The sequence below is a fragment of the Ruegeria sp. AH3 genome (assembly GCF_056536265.1).
This window is the reverse complement of sequence record NZ_JBQFJL010000001.1, coordinates 1,132,305-1,146,012: the sequence shown is the minus strand read 5'-3', so window position 1 is coordinate 1,146,012 and position 13,708 is coordinate 1,132,305. Positions and strand designations below refer to the sequence as shown.

The window sequence follows — 13,708 nt, the reverse complement described above, 5'->3', positions numbered from 1 at the left end:
TGGCGGAGAGACAGGGATTCGAACCCTGGGTGGGCTTGCACCCACAACGGTTTTCGAGACCGCCCCGTTCGACCACTCCGGCACCTCTCCGCGGGGGTCTGTGAGGGGGGGATTTAGTGAGGAACGCGCAGGGGTGCAAGCAGAAAATTCCCGAAATTCACTAAGACGGGATTTTCCATTGCCAGTACGCAGAAAACACCTAGGCTGATAGTCATGACCTATCATCTACGCCGCTTCACCCTTTGGCTTGTTCTGCCGTTGCTCGCTTTTACTTCAGCCGCGCAAGCAGCGAACCGCGACCGGATCGAGGCGTTTCTGACCACAACCGGTTTCGATGTGGCGCTTGAGAGCATTGCACTGGCTTCGGCCTCGGCCCCGCAAATGCTGGGGATTGATGCTGACGGCTTTGGCTCGGATTGGAGCAGGTTGACCGAAGAAGTGTTCGACACCGAGCAGATGCATGAAACAGCCGTTTCGATACTCGAACAGACCCTCAACGACGATGCCCTGAACCATGCGGTTGAATTCTACGCGTCGGATCTGGGGCAAAGACTGGTTGTTGCTGAGAACGCCGCGCATATGGACGACGATGACGCGGCGAAACAGCAGCAAGGGCAGGAAATTGTATCCGAGTTGATCAAAAGCGGCTCGAACCGCGTCGAAAGCCTGAAACGGATGAACCGGGCTGTGGATGCAAGCGGTACATCTTTGCGGGCTCTGCAGGAAATTCAGGTGCGGTTTTTGCTGGCGGCCAGCGCGTCCGGCATCATTGAACTGCAACTCAATGGCGACGAATTGCGTGAGATGATGCGACTGAACGAGGGCGAAACGCGTCGGTCCTTGCAGATATCTGCGCTGGCGGGCGCGGCTTATACATATCAGGACTTCTCGGATGCGGATGTAGATGCCTATGTCGAAGCGCTGGAGCAGCCGCTGATGCAAGAGGTCTATGAACTGCTGAATGCCATTCAGTACGAGATCATGGCCATGCGCTTTGAGGTTCTGGCCACGCGTATGGCCGAGCTGCGCCCTGCGCAAGACATCTGATGCGCTTACTGGCCGCTGTACTGGCGCTGTTCCTATCAGCCGTTCCGCTCGCCGCTGGGGAGCAGGTTGAGCGTCTGATGCAGGCTATGCAGCTGTCAGAGTTCCTTGAAATCCTGAGCGAAGAGGGGCAGATCCAAGGCCAGTCGATAAATGAAACCATGCTCGGCAGCGCGGGCGGATCCTATTTCGAGGCTCAGATCGAAGAGCTCTATGATCCGGTCTGGATGCATCAGCAAATGTCGAACGCTGTCGAACGGAATATGACCGACGCTCAGCTGGAACAGGCCGCAATCTTCTTCGAAAGTGATCTGGGCCAGACCATAGTATCGCTCGAGAATTCGGCCCGCCGAGCCTTGTCCGACGATGCGATTGAGGAGATGGCCCGCGCAGCTTATGAACAGGCTGATCATGACGATGCCTTGTTCCGCCTGGTTGATGAGTATGTTCAGGTCAATGACCTGATTGAACAGAATGTCCGGGGAACACTGAGTGCCGATCTAAGCTTCTACCGGGGACTGGCGAGCGGGCAGGGGCCGCTTGCGGACGAAGGGGCGTGGCTTGAGCAGTTGCTCGCGCAGCAGGACGAAACAAAGGAAGAGACGACGGAATGGATGTACTCCTTCCTGTTAATGGCTTATCAGCCGCTGTCCGAATCCGAGATGCGGGAAAATATCGCCTTTTCACGTACCGAAACCGGACGGGCCTTGAACAAGGCACTGTTTGAAGGGTTCGATCAGATGATCGACGGCATCTCATTCCAGTTGGGGCAGATTGTTGCACAGGCAATGCAAGCCTCTGATCTGTGACTGCCGAATTGGGTTGACTTTGCCCCTGAATGTTTAGATAAGCGCGCATCCCGGCCGGAATCTCCGCGCCGGGTCTCGTTATTATTGACCTATCGGGCTGGTCCCGCGGGTCGTCACACAGCCCGAAAAGGGCGCGCTGTTCGAGGTGGCCGAGGCCAGTAACACCCAACCGGGGACCACAGAACGCGGGTTAGAAAAGGAAAGACGCATGTTTGCGGTCCTCAAGACTGGCGGCAAGCAGTACAAGGTTCAGGCGGGCGATGTGCTCCGCGTTGAAAAACTGGCTGCCGACGCAGGTGAAAAAGTTCAATTCAACGATGTTCTGATGCTGGGCGGCGACGCTCCGGTTGTTGGTGCACCTTTCGTTGAAGGCGCAGGCGTACAGGCCGAAGTGATCGAACAGATCAAAGGTGACAAGGTCATCAAATTCGTCAAGCGCCGTCGTAAGCACAGCTCGAAGCGTACCGTTGGCCACCGTCAGAAACTGACTCTGGTCAAGATCACCGACATCCTGTCGTCGGGCGCTGACAAGTCGGGCATCAAAGCTGCAACCGGTTCCGCTCCGGCTGGCGAAGCGGCACCTGCTGCAAAGCCTGCCAAGAAAGCTGAAGCCAAGGCAGAGGCACCCGCCGCTGCTGCCGCTGACGATCTGACCAAGCTGAACGGTGTCGGCCCTGCCGCTGCCAAAAAGCTGGTTGAGGCCGGTATCGAGAGCTTTGCCGCTCTGGGCGCCTTGTCGGATGAGCAGATTGCTGCTATCGACACCATCAAAGTAAAACCCGAATGGGTTGAGCAAGCCAAAGAGCTGGCTCAGGGCTAAGGAGAGAGAGAATGGCACATAAGAAAGCTGGCGGTTCCTCCCGTAACGGTCGCGACTCAGCTGGTCGCCGCCTTGGCGTGAAACTGTATGGTGGCCAGGCCGCCATCGCAGGCAACATCATCGTGCGTCAGCGCGGCACCAAGTTCTGGCCGGGCGAAGGCGTAGGCATGGGCAAAGACCATACCATCTTTGCAACTGTCGATGGCGCCGTGAAGTTCCATAAGGGACTTAAAAACCGCACCTTTATTTCGGTCCTGCCAGTGGCGGAGGCCGCAGAGTAAGCCGAAACCCAGAAGGTTTAAGAAAAATTCATGGGGGACCGGCACAAAGTGCCGGTCCCTTTTTCGTTTTAACGCAGTTGTGAACAAGAACCCGATGGCCGTCGCAACCACCAGTTTCCTGATTTTTGCCGCCTCGCAGGTCGGCACGCCGGGGCCAGCCAACATGGTCCTGCTGGGAACAGGTGCGCGTTATGGCTTTCGGGCGGCGCTGCCCTTTGTAGGCGGGGTCATTCTGGGCAAACAGTTGATCATCTGGCCTGTCGGGTTTGGACTGATGCAGGTGGCCGATCAGGCGCCGCTGGTGTTCGAAGCGCTCAAATACGCCTCTGCTGCCTATATTTGCTGGCTGGCATGGAAAATCGCTAATCTGCGGCTTTCCAGAGGGCAGGCGGATGAGCAGGTCCCCGGCTTCTTGGCCGGGTTGGTCGTGCATCCGCTTAATCCCAAAGCCTGGGCGATGATTATCGCCGGTTTCACGGGGTTTGTCGCAGCGGGAACATCCAGCTTTAACGCAACGTTTACGATTGCTGTCTGTTTGTTGCTTTGCCAGGTGATTTTACACCCGATCTGGACTTTTGCAGGGGATCGGATCGCCCATGCGGTTGAAGGACGCCCTGCGGAAAAATATCTGATGTGGACGTTAGCGAGTGTCACTGTTGCGTCCGTACTTTTTGTGTTGTTCGGAGGAGGAACGCACTCATGAAACTTGAGACGATAATAAACCAGCCGGTCATTGAAACCGAGCGGTTCGATCTGCGCCCCTTGCGTCGGTCGGATATGGGTCTCATCGAACATTATGCAGGCGATGAGCGCGTGGCGCGCATGACTTCCAGCATACCGCATCCACTCCCGCCGGGTTCAATCGAAGCGTATGTCACGCGCGCGATGGCCGAGGACCGGGACGAGGATGTTTGGGCGATGGATGCCACCAAAGATGGCGGGCCAGAACTGATCGGCGTGATTTCCCTGACCCGGCTGGACCGCAACCAGTCCGAGGTCGGTTATTGGGTCGCCCCAGTCTATTGGAATACGGGTGTGGCATCGCTGGCCGTCGAAGCATTGGTGAACGCCAACCCGCTGGAGAACGCCAACATGTTCGCCAGCGTGTTTCAGGATAACCCGGCCTCGGCTCGGGTGCTGACTCATTGCGGGTTCCAGTATCTTGGCGATGCGGAAAGTTATTCGGTGGCGCGCGATGCGAATGTGCCCACCTGGACCTATACAAAGAAACTCTGACTTGTGGCCGATGGGGCCTTTGCAGTAGGGGACACACATGAAATTTCTCGATCTTGCAAAGGTCTACATCCGGTCCGGGGCCGGAGGTGGCGGCTGCGTCAGCTTTCGGCGCGAAAAATACATCGAATACGGCGGTCCCGATGGTGGGGACGGCGGTAAGGGCGGCTCGGTCTGGGCCGAGGTTGTGGACGGGCTGAACACCCTGATCGACTTCCGCTACCAGCAGCATTTCTTCGCCAAGAACGGCCAGCCTGGCCGCGGTCAGCAGCGCACCGGCAAGGATGGTGACGACATCATCCTACGCGTACCTGTCGGGACCGAGATTCTGGACGAAGACGAAGAAACCGTGATCTGCGACCTGACCGAGGTCGGCCAACGGTTCCTGCTGGCCAAAGGCGGCAATGGCGGCTTCGGCAACTTGCACTTCAAATCGGCCACCAATCAGGCCCCGCGCCGCGCCAATCCGGGGCAGGCAGGGATCGACCGCACAATCTGGCTGCGATTGAAACTGATTGCGGATGTGGGCCTGTTGGGCATGCCCAACGCTGGCAAGTCGACCTTTCTGGCCGCCACATCGAATGCGCGACCCAAGATCGCTGACTATCCGTTCACTACGCTACACCCCAATCTGGGCGTTGTCGGCGTTGATAACGTTGAATTCGTCGTGGCAGACATTCCCGGCCTGATCGAAGGCGCGCATGAAGGGCGTGGGATCGGAGACCGTTTCCTTGGGCACGTGGAACGCTGTGCGGTGTTGCTGCACCTGGTCGACGGCACCTCGGACACTGTGGTGGAGGACTATCATACCATCATCACCGAACTCGAGGCTTACGGCGGAGAGCTGGCGGATAAGCCGCGTATCACCGTCTTGAACAAGATCGACGCGCTGGATGATGAGGAACGCGACCTGATCAAGACCGAACTGGAAGAGGCCGTCGGCGGCCCCGTTATGACCATGTCTGGTGTGGCGCATCTGGGCGTGACCGAAGTGTTGCGGGCCCTGCGGGCACAAATCGACGAAAACCGCCTGCGTCAGAAGCCTGCTGAGGAGGCCGCGCCTTGGCAACCCTGACCAATGCCCGCCGGCTGGTGGTCAAGATCGGATCGGCCTTGTTGGTCGACCGGGACACAGGATTGCTCAGGTCGGATTGGCTGAAATCTCTGGCACAGGACGTGGCCTGGCTGAAGGGGCAGGGGACGGACGTCGTTCTGGTCTCGTCCGGGTCAATCGCGTTGGGTCGAGGCGTACTTGGCCTGCCGATGCAGAATCTACCGCTGGAACAATCGCAGGCCGCTGCGGCCGTTGGGCAAATCCGGCTCGCCCGTGCGTATGAAGAAGCGTTGGCACCGCATGAGATCAAGACCGCCCAAGTGCTGGTTACGTTGGAAGACAGCGCAGATCGGCGACGGTACCTGAACTCGCGCGCTACTCTGGAAACTCTTCTGGGTCTGGGGGTAGTTCCGATTGTCAACGAAAACGACACAGTCGCAACGGATGAGATCCGATATGGCGACAATGACCGGCTTGCGGCACAGATCGCCGTGACTATCGGGGCGGATCAGTTGATCTTGCTCTCGGATGTCGATGGGTTCTATTCGGGCAATCCTAACGAGGACGCATCAGCCACCCGTTATGATGTGATCGAACAGATCACGCCCGAGATCGAAGCAATGGCGGGCGACGCCGGGTCGGGGCTATCCAAAGGTGGCATGAAGACCAAGCTCCTGGCGGCCAAGATGGCGACGGCAGCTGGATGTGACATGGCGATCACTGAGGGATCACCCCTGAACCCGCTGAAAACGCTTGAAAATGGCGCAAACTGCACTTGGTTCACGGCAACGCTTGACCCGCATGCGGCACGGAAACGCTGGATCTCGGCTATGAAACCGCGCGGTGAGATCGTGATCGACGACGGTGCGGCAAAGGCGCTTTCCAATGGCAAGAGCCTGCTACCCGCTGGCATCGTTCAGGTGAACGGAGATTTTGGCCGCGGCGATCCCGTGGCCATTCTGGATGCGCAGGCACGGAGGTTGGCACAAGGGCTCAGCCGCTATACCGCGCAAGAGGCGGATGCGATCAAAGGGCGGAAATCGTCCGAGATCGAAGCGACACTGGGTTACCCCGGCCGCGCAGCCCTGATCCACCGGGACGATCTGGCGCTGTGACGGCGCGACCTGATATACTGAAACCGAAAGGCGCTTGAGATGAAGGATTTCGACAACATTCCCGCAATGATGACCGACCTTGGCGCGCGCGCCAAAGCCGCATCGCAAGAACTGGCTTTCGCCAACGCCGAACGTAAGCACGCAGCACTGATTGCGGCGGCTGAAGCTGTTTGGAATAATCGTGCTGACATCATCGAAGCCAATAAGAAAGATCTTGAGTTCGGTCGCGAGAAGGGCCTTAGCCCCGCAATGATGGACCGGTTGATGCTGGATGAGGCGCGCGTTCAGGGCATGGTTGACGGTCTGCGCACAGTGGCTGATCAGGCCGATCCGGTGGGTGAGGTGATGGCTGAATGGGACATGGCCTCGGGACTGAACATTCAGCGCGTGCGTACGCCTCTGGGCGTGATTGGCGTGATCTATGAAAGCCGCCCGAATGTGACGGCCGATGCGGGCGCTCTGTGCCTGAAATCCGGCAATGCGGTGATCTTGCGTGGCGGGTCGGAAAGTTTTCATTCATCAACTGCGATCCACGCCTGTCTGGTCGAGGGGCTGAAAGCCGTGAATCTGCCCGAAGATGCCATACAGCTTGTGCCCACCCGCGACCGCGCCGCTGTGCAAGAGCTTTTGACCATGACCGATTACGTCGACGTCATTGTGCCCCGAGGCGGCAAAGGTCTTGTGGGCCTTGTCCAACGCGAGGCCCGCGTGCCGGTCTTTGCGCATCTTGAAGGCATCGTTCATATCTATGTCGACAAAGCCGCAGATCCGCAAAAAACGCTGGATGTTGTGCTGAACGCCAAAACCCGTCGCACCGGCATTTGCGGCGCTGCAGAGTGCTTGCTGATTCATCAAGACGTGGCCGAAACGCTTGGTCGCGATCTTGTTGCGGCGCTTCAGACTGCTGGTGTCGTGGTGCACGCAGAAGGTGTGTTGGCGACTGATAATACTGTGCCCGCTACAGATGCAGACTGGGGCAAAGAATATCTCGACAGCATCATTGCCGCGCGACCCGTCGCTGATATTGATGCGGCCATCGCGCATATTCGGAGATACGGCTCAAACCACACCGATTGCATCATGACTGAGGATGCCGTCGCCGCCGATCGATTCTTCGAACGGCTAGACAGCGCGATCCTGATGCACAACGCCTCGACCCAGTTCGCGGATGGTGGAGAGTTTGGTATGGGCGCCGAGATCGGCATTGCCACAGGCAAGATGCATGCGCGCGGCCCAGTTGGCGCCGCTCAACTTACCAGTTTCAAGTATTTGGTGCGTGGCAACGGAACCGTCCGTAGCTAGAACTTCAGCGTGACGCGGGTTGCGGTGGTTTCCGCCGCGACCCTGTGCCCCATCGCGGACGCGGTCTGCGGCAGAAGCGCGAATTGAACCTGTGCCGGGCTGACTTTATCGCCAAAGCAACCGTTCACGACGCCCTTCCACAGGCTGCCGTCGATATTCAGCTTGTCGGCAACACCTGTCACAGCCCATGCGCCGTCTTGTGTCGTGATATCAACCTCACCACCAAAGGGCATCGCGCTTTCGCAACACATCAGGGCCAAAAAGGCCAGTTTGACCTGATTGCGGGGCACCGCATCTGTCAGGTTCCAGTTGATGCGGACCCGACCCGCGCGTTCCACGTCACGCAACAGCTCGCTCACTTCGGTCCGCCCCAGAAGTTGATCGCTGGCAGAGCCAAAGGCCACCCGAAAGAACCGGATTCGTGCGCCCGCACTGCCGACACTGCCCGAGATCAGCTCCATCTCCGGGCCTTGAACGGCACCGACCATCTCCAACAGTTCCAACCCGTTGGTGATAGCTCCGATCGGGCTGATCAGGTCATGGCAGATCCGCGATCCGATCAACTCGGCCAGGTTGACGTCAGTTGCACCCATGCGTACCTCCTGCTGTATCTGCCGCAAGAAGCCGGAGCTCCGATATGACAGACCTGAATGCTATTCTTGCACCGGGCATGTATGTCCGCCACCCCGATTTCCCCGATTGGGGCGTTGGACAGGTGCAGTCCAATATCGGAGGCAAGATCACCGTGAACTTTCGCGAGCAGGGGAAAGTGGTAATCGACGGGACACGCATAGCCCTGATGCCGGTCTTTGATCCGTGAAACTGGTTTAGGAAAGGTTAACGCCGTCGACCATAAGTGCGAACCGTCGCGGAAATATTGCCATCGCCCGGAAACCTGCGCTATCAGCGCAAAACTCTTAGACGGAATTCTCGATGCCAGACACAGGCCCTTCGTTCACAATTAAGCTGGCCGAAACCGATGATGAACTGCGCGCCGCTCAGCGTCTGCGCTATGATGTATTCGTTCAGGAACTTGGCGGCGGCGGCGAAATGGTCGATCACGAGGCCAGATTGGAACGAGATCAGTTCGATCCGTATTTTGACCACATGCTGGCTATCGACAATCAGACCGGGGAAACCGTCGGTGTTTACAGGCTTTTACCGGGTGGACGCGCCGCAGAACTTGGGCAGTTCTATTCCGAAGATGAATATGATCTAACCGTGCTCAAGGAAAGCGGACGAAAGCTGCTGGAACTCGGCCGATCCTGCTTGCATCCGGACTATCGCGGCGGCACCGCGATGTACCATCTTTGGAACGGATTGGCCGCATACGTAGCTGAACGAGAGATCGAGGTTCTATTCGGAGTTGCCAGCTTTCACGGCATCGATATCAATGCTCTGGCGCAGCCGCTGTCGATGCTACATCACAATCATCTGGCCCCACTTGATCTCAGGGTGCGCGCGCAGCCGGACGTATATCAATCGATGGATCTGGTTGCGGAGGACGCACTGGACCGCCGCGCAGCAATGGTGCAGGTGCCCGCACTGATCAAGGCTTACCTGCGCCTGGGAGGTTTTGTGGGCGAAGGGGCCTTTATCGATCATGCCTTTAACACGACTGATGTGTGCCTGATCCTTGATACCGCCCGTATGAACGAACGGCAGCGCCGAATTTACAGCGGAGCCTGAACCGGTGAGCGACACCTCGTGGCAAAGTGACGACGATCCCGATCCTTTAGAGCTGGGAATTGCGGGCTGGTTCTTGGCAATCCTGCGCGGTTTGCCATTGGCGGTGCTTGTTTTTGGTGGGCTGATCATTCTGCTAATCGTGCGCATGATCGAGCGGCCCGTGTTCGGGCTCCGTCGGCCGATCACGCCGTTCATCACTCAGATCGTCTGCCGAAATGCATTTCGCATCTTGGGCATCGGTTTTCGATCCTCCGGCACCTTGATGCAAGAACGCGGTGCTGTCGTCGCGAACCATACTTCATGGCTTGATATCTTTGCACTGAACGCGCGCAAGCGTGTCTATTTTGTTTCAAAGGCCGAGGTCGCGAAATGGCCAGGTATCGGTTGGCTGGCCCGCGCGACCGGAACGGTATTTATCGAACGCGACCGAAAGAAAGCGCGCGAACAAACACTTGTGTTTCAAGAACGACTTTCAGCGGGTCATAAACTCTTGTTCTTTCCGGAAGGCACCTCGACTGACGGTCTTCGCGTTTTGCCTTTCAAATCAACGCTTTTCGCTGCATTCTTTGCTGATGAATTGCGTGATTTCATGTATGTACAACCGGTGTCTGTTGTCTATCACGCACCCATAGGGCAGCCGGGCCGGTTCTATGGCTGGTGGGGCGATATGGATTTCGGGCCTCACTTGTTGAAAACACTCGGCGCACGCAGGCAAGGATCCGTTGAGCTGATCTATCACGCGCCAGCAAAAGTAAGCGACTTCGGTAATCGCAAGGAATTGGCCACGCACTGCGAAGAGGCTGTGCGCCACGCCCATGCGCTCGCTTTGCTTGAAAAATAAGGGCAAAAGGCCCTTGCGTTGCCACAAAACCTGCCGTATACGCGCGCCATTCAAACCCGCAGGCGGGGTTTGGGCTTTATAGGGGAGACATCCTTATCTGGCCCGCCGGTTGGAGCATCCGCTTCTTTCACCCCCGCCGAGGCGTAAACCGGAAAAGGAAAGAATAGCATGGCTCTTCCCGAGTTCTCCATGCGTCAGCTGCTGGAAGCTGGCGTTCACTTTGGTCACCAGACACAGCGTTGGAATCCCCGCATGGGCCCGTTCATCTACGGCTCGCGCAATGGAATCCACATCATGGACCTGACCCAGACCGTTCCAATGCTGGATCAGGCTCTGCAGGCTGTTCGTGACACCGTCGCTAAAGGTGGCCGCGTTCTGTTCGTAGGCACCAAGCGTCAGGCCGCTGGCCCGATCGCTGAAGCGGCTGAAAAGTCGGCTCAGTACTACATGAACCACCGCTGGCTGGGCGGCACGCTGACCAACTGGAAAACCGTTTCCCAGTCGATCAACCGTCTGAACCAGATCGACGAAGCGATGGAATCGGGCGCTGAAGGCCTGACCAAGAAAGAGCGTCTGGGCATGGAGCGTGATCAGGCCAAGCTGCAGGCGTCGCTGGGCGGTATCCGCGAGATGGGCGGCGTTCCTGATCTGCTGTTCGTCATCGACGTTAAAAAAGAAGCACTGGCCATCGCCGAAGCCAACAAGCTGGGTATCCCGGTTGTGGCTGTTGTCGACACCAACTGCTCGCCCGATGGCGTTGACTACATCATCCCCGGCAACGACGACGCGGCCCGCGCAATCGCTCTGTACTGTGACCTGGCCGCGCGTGCCGCTCTGGACGGTATGACCGCTCAGATGGGTGCTGCAGGTGTTGACCTGGGCGCGTTCGAAGAAGCTCCGGTTGAGGAAGTGGTTGCTGAAGAAGCACCTGCAGAAGAAGCCGCACCGGAAGCCAAAGCCGAAGCGTAAGCTGCCCGTCACGTTATTGACATATGGGGCAGGGTAGACCTGCCCCAATTCCGTTTGAATTGAGGAGAGCCTAAAGATGGCAATCACAGCAGCAATGGTTAAAGAACTGCGCGACTCGACCGGCGCAGGCATGATGGACGCAAAGAAAGCGCTGACCGAAACCGGCGGTAACATGGACGAAGCCGTTGACTGGCTGCGCACCAAAGGCCTGGCCAAAGCGGCGAAGAAATCGGGCCGTACCGCAGCAGAAGGTCTGGTTGCTGTTCACGTCAACGGTGGCAACGGTGTTGCTGTCGAAGTGAACTCGGAAACCGACTTCGTTGCGAAAAACGCCGACTTCCAGGAAATGGTCGGTAAGATCACCTACGCCGCCGAAGGCGTTGACGACATCGACGCTCTGCTGGCTGCTGATCTGGGCGGCAAGTCGGTTGCCGACACCCTGACCGACAAGATCGCCACCATCGGCGAAAATATGTCGGTACGCCGCATGGCCAAACTGTCTGGCGACACTGTTGTGTCCTATGTCCACAACGCCGCGACAACCGGCATGGGCAAAATCGGCGTTCTGGTTGCTCTGTCTGGTGGTGACGAAGCCATCGGCAAGCAGGTTGCGATGCATATCGCGGCTGTGAACCCGGCGGCCCTGTCCGAAGCGGACATGGATCCGGCGGTTGTCGAGAAAGAAAAGCAGGTTCAGATGGACATCGCCCGCGAATCCGGCAAACCGGAGCAGGTGATCGAAAAGATGATCGAAGGCCGCATGAAGAAATTCGTCGCCGAATCGACCCTGCTGAACCAATCCTTCGTGGTGAACCCTGACCTGACCGTCGAAGCAGCGGCCAAGGAAGCGGGCGCAACCATCACCGGCTTTGTTCGCATGGAAGTCGGCGAAGGCATTGTAGTCGAAAAAGAAGATTTTGCCGCAGAAGTTGCAAAGGCCGCTCAGGGCTAACGCAAGCTCTTTTCTGGCATTGAAGTTCAAGAACCCGGCTGCCCAAGCAGTCGGGTTTTTTCATATGAAACAAGTAGCTATCAGTTTCTTGTAGGTACAAGCTGATGGCACGATTTTCTGGTGAGATTGAGGGGCCCCGCATGATGGGGATGGACAGGGCCCCTCAACAATTTCCAACTAAGTGACGCGGACGAATAGGCGCCTCTTGGTCAGATCAATCAGAGAGCTTTGTTATGGCAAAGATCTGATCAGAATGTTCCCTGGCTAAAGCCACCACTCACGGAACAGTATCAATTTGCAATTTTAAAGATAGATTCGGAAAGTCATGTATTCCTTACCCTAGGTCAATCTGACGCAATACGGCGTCAGAACCGGGTCAGACTTCCATCACGAACATCTGATTCTGAAGCGCGGCCTTCAATACGGCCTGGGCCGTCGTCTCAACCGAGAGCGCTTCGCGCGCGAGCCGGAGGTGTTTTTCTACGGTCGCCGCCGTCAGCCCCATCAGCAGGGCAATATCTTGCGTGGTCTTCCCGTCACCCACCCATTGCAGGGCTTCACGCTGGCGTTTCGTCAAGGCGCGGTTCGGAGCGTTGTACGGCAAGGTGAGTATTTTCAGATGAGCAACATTGTTCATCAGCAGAATATCATCACCATGCTTTCGCCAGACCTCGTCCATCTCTTTCTGGTCGTGGTCACGCGCTGCCAACGAAATAGCGCCTTTTGAACGCATCGAGACCGAATTGAAGCTGACTGTATAGCCAGACGTCACACCAAAAGATTTGTTGAAGTCATATACTCTGCGTTCCTCGGCTGACATTACACCGCTGGACATCATGTCATTTATCATGCTCCAGCTTGCCGCGCCTTCATTATCCAGCGCCCACTTCAGCATCGGGGCGTGAAAATAAAGCCCGGAACGCAAAAAGCCATCCAGATAGTTGGTGCAATGGTTGCTGAGGATAACAAAATCTTCAGGATCACCTAGCGATGTCGCGGTGCGATATTGCGTATAACCATAGAGCAGCCGATCGAAACCAAACCCGGCCATCTGGCGGCAATGCGCATCCCAAAGCTCTTCCAGAGTTTTCGTATAACTCAGAAAGCTGAGGTATTCCCTGAGGTTCATACCACGCTCCTCTCGCTGAGATGGGCTGCAAGGGCGTCAAGCGCCATGACATAGCTTTGTGCACCAAATCCGCAGATTTGACCGATCGCGACTCGGGCGATGTAAGAGGTATGACGAAACACCTCACGAGCGTGGATGTTGGACAGATGCACCTCGACCGTCGGCACTTGCGCCGAGGAGATCGCATCCATCAGGGCCACCGAGGTATGGGTATAGCCGCCGGCATTCAGAACGATGCCATCCTGCACCCCGCGTGCCGAATGGATCGCATCGATCAGGGCGCCTTCGTGATTGGACTGAAGATGAGTAACCGACAGGCCAATCGTCTGGCCGTGAGACACGCACAGGTCTTCGATCATCTTCAATGTCGTATGGCCATAAACCTCGGGCTGTCTTGTGCCCAGCAAATTCAGGTTCGGACCATTCAGAACCAGGATATTATGCATCTTCAAACTGTCCCCATCTCTCTT

The 13,708-nt window shown here is 57.2% G+C and carries 17 protein-coding genes and 1 tRNA gene; 14 read left to right on the top strand and 4 right to left on the bottom strand.

All coding sequences use genetic code 11. The features are described 5' to 3' along the window. A tRNA-Ser gene (locus tag ACR3EM_RS05665) sits at positions 1 to 90 on the bottom strand. Between the two features lie 123 nt (positions 91 to 213). On the opposite strand from ACR3EM_RS05665, the gene ACR3EM_RS05660 reads away from it, so the two are divergent. The 9 genes from ACR3EM_RS05660 (at position 214) to ACR3EM_RS05620 (ending at position 7,658) form a co-directional block, all read left to right on the top strand. After that, entirely contained in the window at positions 214 to 1,047 is an 834-nt protein-coding gene (locus tag ACR3EM_RS05660) for a DUF2059 domain-containing protein (RefSeq protein ID WP_480469829.1), read from the top strand. Then, entirely contained in the window at positions 1,047 to 1,853 is an 807-nt protein-coding gene (locus ACR3EM_RS05655) for a DUF2059 domain-containing protein (protein WP_480469828.1), read from the top strand. The genes ACR3EM_RS05660 and ACR3EM_RS05655 overlap by 1 nt, the downstream gene beginning before the upstream one ends. Before the next feature lie 208 nt (positions 1,854 to 2,061). Continuing rightward, positions 2,062 to 2,673 (top strand): 50S ribosomal protein L21, encoded by a 612-nt coding sequence (locus ACR3EM_RS05650; protein ID WP_480469827.1) that lies wholly within the window; start codon positions 2,062 to 2,064, stop codon positions 2,671 to 2,673. A gap of 11 nt (positions 2,674 to 2,684) precedes the next feature. Beyond that, entirely contained in the window at positions 2,685 to 2,954 is a 270-nt protein-coding gene (gene rpmA / locus ACR3EM_RS05645) for a 50S ribosomal protein L27 (protein WP_010440093.1), read from the top strand. 94 nt (positions 2,955 to 3,048) lie between these two features. Then, the gene (locus ACR3EM_RS05640) at positions 3,049 to 3,657 is read left to right on the top strand and encodes a LysE family translocator (protein ID WP_480469826.1); all 609 of its coding nucleotides are present in this window, start codon (positions 3,049 to 3,051) and stop codon (positions 3,655 to 3,657) included. Further along, entirely contained in the window at positions 3,654 to 4,190 is a 537-nt protein-coding gene (locus tag ACR3EM_RS05635; RefSeq protein WP_480469825.1) for a GNAT family N-acetyltransferase, read from the top strand. The genes ACR3EM_RS05640 and ACR3EM_RS05635 overlap by 4 nt, the downstream gene beginning before the upstream one ends. A gap of 37 nt (positions 4,191 to 4,227) precedes the next feature. Further along, positions 4,228 to 5,262: a GTPase ObgE gene (obgE, locus tag ACR3EM_RS05630; RefSeq protein ID WP_480469824.1), complete on the top strand. Its 1,035-nt coding sequence runs from the start codon at positions 4,228 to 4,230 to the stop codon at positions 5,260 to 5,262. Further along, positions 5,250 to 6,356, top strand: a complete 1,107-nt coding sequence (proB, locus tag ACR3EM_RS05625) for a glutamate 5-kinase (RefSeq protein WP_480469823.1) — start codon at positions 5,250 to 5,252, stop codon at positions 6,354 to 6,356. Before obgE ends, proB begins: the two co-directional genes overlap by 13 nt. Positions 6,357 to 6,395: 39 nt before the next feature. Beyond that, positions 6,396 to 7,658: a glutamate-5-semialdehyde dehydrogenase gene (locus tag ACR3EM_RS05620; RefSeq protein WP_480469822.1), complete on the top strand. Its 1,263-nt coding sequence runs from the start codon at positions 6,396 to 6,398 to the stop codon at positions 7,656 to 7,658. Here ACR3EM_RS05620 and ACR3EM_RS05615 read toward each other — a convergent pair. Further along, on the bottom strand, positions 7,655 to 8,251 hold the full coding sequence (locus tag ACR3EM_RS05615) for a histidine phosphotransferase family protein (RefSeq protein WP_480469821.1): 597 nt from the start codon (positions 8,249 to 8,251) through the stop codon (positions 7,655 to 7,657). The genes ACR3EM_RS05620 and ACR3EM_RS05615 overlap by 4 nt on opposite strands. Positions 8,252 to 8,295: 44 nt before the next feature. Between ACR3EM_RS05615 and ACR3EM_RS05610 the strand changes: the two genes are divergently transcribed. From ACR3EM_RS05610 to tsf, 5 genes are all read left to right on the top strand, one after another. Next, on the top strand, positions 8,296 to 8,478 hold the full coding sequence (locus ACR3EM_RS05610; RefSeq protein ID WP_010440107.1) for a DUF3553 domain-containing protein: 183 nt from the start codon (positions 8,296 to 8,298) through the stop codon (positions 8,476 to 8,478). A 113-nt stretch (positions 8,479 to 8,591) separates the two neighbouring features. Continuing rightward, the gene (olsB, locus tag ACR3EM_RS05605; protein ID WP_480469820.1) at positions 8,592 to 9,347 is read left to right on the top strand and encodes an L-ornithine N(alpha)-acyltransferase; all 756 of its coding nucleotides are present in this window, start codon (positions 8,592 to 8,594) and stop codon (positions 9,345 to 9,347) included. A gap of 4 nt (positions 9,348 to 9,351) precedes the next feature. Then, on the top strand, positions 9,352 to 10,188 hold the full coding sequence (olsA, locus tag ACR3EM_RS05600) for a lyso-ornithine lipid O-acyltransferase (protein ID WP_480469819.1): 837 nt from the start codon (positions 9,352 to 9,354) through the stop codon (positions 10,186 to 10,188). A 168-nt stretch (positions 10,189 to 10,356) separates the two neighbouring features. Beyond that, positions 10,357 to 11,157: a 30S ribosomal protein S2 gene (gene rpsB, locus ACR3EM_RS05595; RefSeq protein WP_480469818.1), complete on the top strand. Its 801-nt coding sequence runs from the start codon at positions 10,357 to 10,359 to the stop codon at positions 11,155 to 11,157. A gap of 76 nt (positions 11,158 to 11,233) precedes the next feature. Beyond that, positions 11,234 to 12,109: a translation elongation factor Ts gene (gene tsf / locus ACR3EM_RS05590; RefSeq protein ID WP_480469817.1), complete on the top strand. Its 876-nt coding sequence runs from the start codon at positions 11,234 to 11,236 to the stop codon at positions 12,107 to 12,109. A gap of 376 nt (positions 12,110 to 12,485) precedes the next feature. Here tsf and ACR3EM_RS05585 read toward each other — a convergent pair whose 3' ends face one another. Both ACR3EM_RS05585 and aroQ read right to left on the bottom strand, forming a co-directional pair. Beyond that, entirely contained in the window at positions 12,486 to 13,238 is a 753-nt protein-coding gene (locus ACR3EM_RS05585; RefSeq protein ID WP_480469816.1) for an autoinducer binding domain-containing protein, read from the bottom strand. Continuing rightward, positions 13,235 to 13,684: a type II 3-dehydroquinate dehydratase gene (gene aroQ / locus ACR3EM_RS05580; protein ID WP_480469815.1), complete on the bottom strand. Its 450-nt coding sequence runs from the start codon at positions 13,682 to 13,684 to the stop codon at positions 13,235 to 13,237. Before aroQ ends, ACR3EM_RS05585 begins: the two co-directional genes overlap by 4 nt. Positions 13,685 to 13,708 lie beyond the last annotated feature (24 nt).

What these genes read in the sequence shown, in the direction of transcription:
- ACR3EM_RS05660 (WP_480469829.1), top strand. Translation starts at nt 214, where the DNA reads ATGACCTATCATCTACGCCGCTTCACCCTTTGGCTTGTTCTGCCGTTG.
- ACR3EM_RS05655 (WP_480469828.1), top strand. Translation starts at nt 1,047, where the DNA reads ATGCGCTTACTGGCCGCTGTACTGGCGCTGTTCCTATCAGCCGTTCCG.
- ACR3EM_RS05650 (WP_480469827.1), top strand. Translation starts at nt 2,062, where the DNA reads ATGTTTGCGGTCCTCAAGACTGGCGGCAAGCAGTACAAGGTTCAGGCG.
- rpmA (WP_010440093.1), top strand. Translation starts at nt 2,685, where the DNA reads ATGGCACATAAGAAAGCTGGCGGTTCCTCCCGTAACGGTCGCGACTCA.
- ACR3EM_RS05640 (WP_480469826.1), top strand. Translation starts at nt 3,049, where the DNA reads ATGGCCGTCGCAACCACCAGTTTCCTGATTTTTGCCGCCTCGCAGGTC.
- ACR3EM_RS05635 (WP_480469825.1), top strand. Translation starts at nt 3,654, where the DNA reads ATGAAACTTGAGACGATAATAAACCAGCCGGTCATTGAAACCGAGCGG.
- obgE (WP_480469824.1), top strand. Translation starts at nt 4,228, where the DNA reads ATGAAATTTCTCGATCTTGCAAAGGTCTACATCCGGTCCGGGGCCGGA.
- ACR3EM_RS05620 (WP_480469822.1), top strand. Translation starts at nt 6,396, where the DNA reads ATGAAGGATTTCGACAACATTCCCGCAATGATGACCGACCTTGGCGCG.
- ACR3EM_RS05615 (WP_480469821.1), bottom strand. Translation starts at nt 8,251, where the DNA reads ATGGGTGCAACTGACGTCAACCTGGCCGAGTTGATCGGATCGCGGATC.
- ACR3EM_RS05610 (WP_010440107.1), top strand. Translation starts at nt 8,296, where the DNA reads ATGACAGACCTGAATGCTATTCTTGCACCGGGCATGTATGTCCGCCAC.
- olsB (WP_480469820.1), top strand. Translation starts at nt 8,592, where the DNA reads ATGCCAGACACAGGCCCTTCGTTCACAATTAAGCTGGCCGAAACCGAT.
- rpsB (WP_480469818.1), top strand. Translation starts at nt 10,357, where the DNA reads ATGGCTCTTCCCGAGTTCTCCATGCGTCAGCTGCTGGAAGCTGGCGTT.
- tsf (WP_480469817.1), top strand. Translation starts at nt 11,234, where the DNA reads ATGGCAATCACAGCAGCAATGGTTAAAGAACTGCGCGACTCGACCGGC.
- ACR3EM_RS05585 (WP_480469816.1), bottom strand. Translation starts at nt 13,238, where the DNA reads ATGAACCTCAGGGAATACCTCAGCTTTCTGAGTTATACGAAAACTCTG.
- aroQ (WP_480469815.1), bottom strand. Translation starts at nt 13,684, where the DNA reads ATGCATAATATCCTGGTTCTGAATGGTCCGAACCTGAATTTGCTGGGC.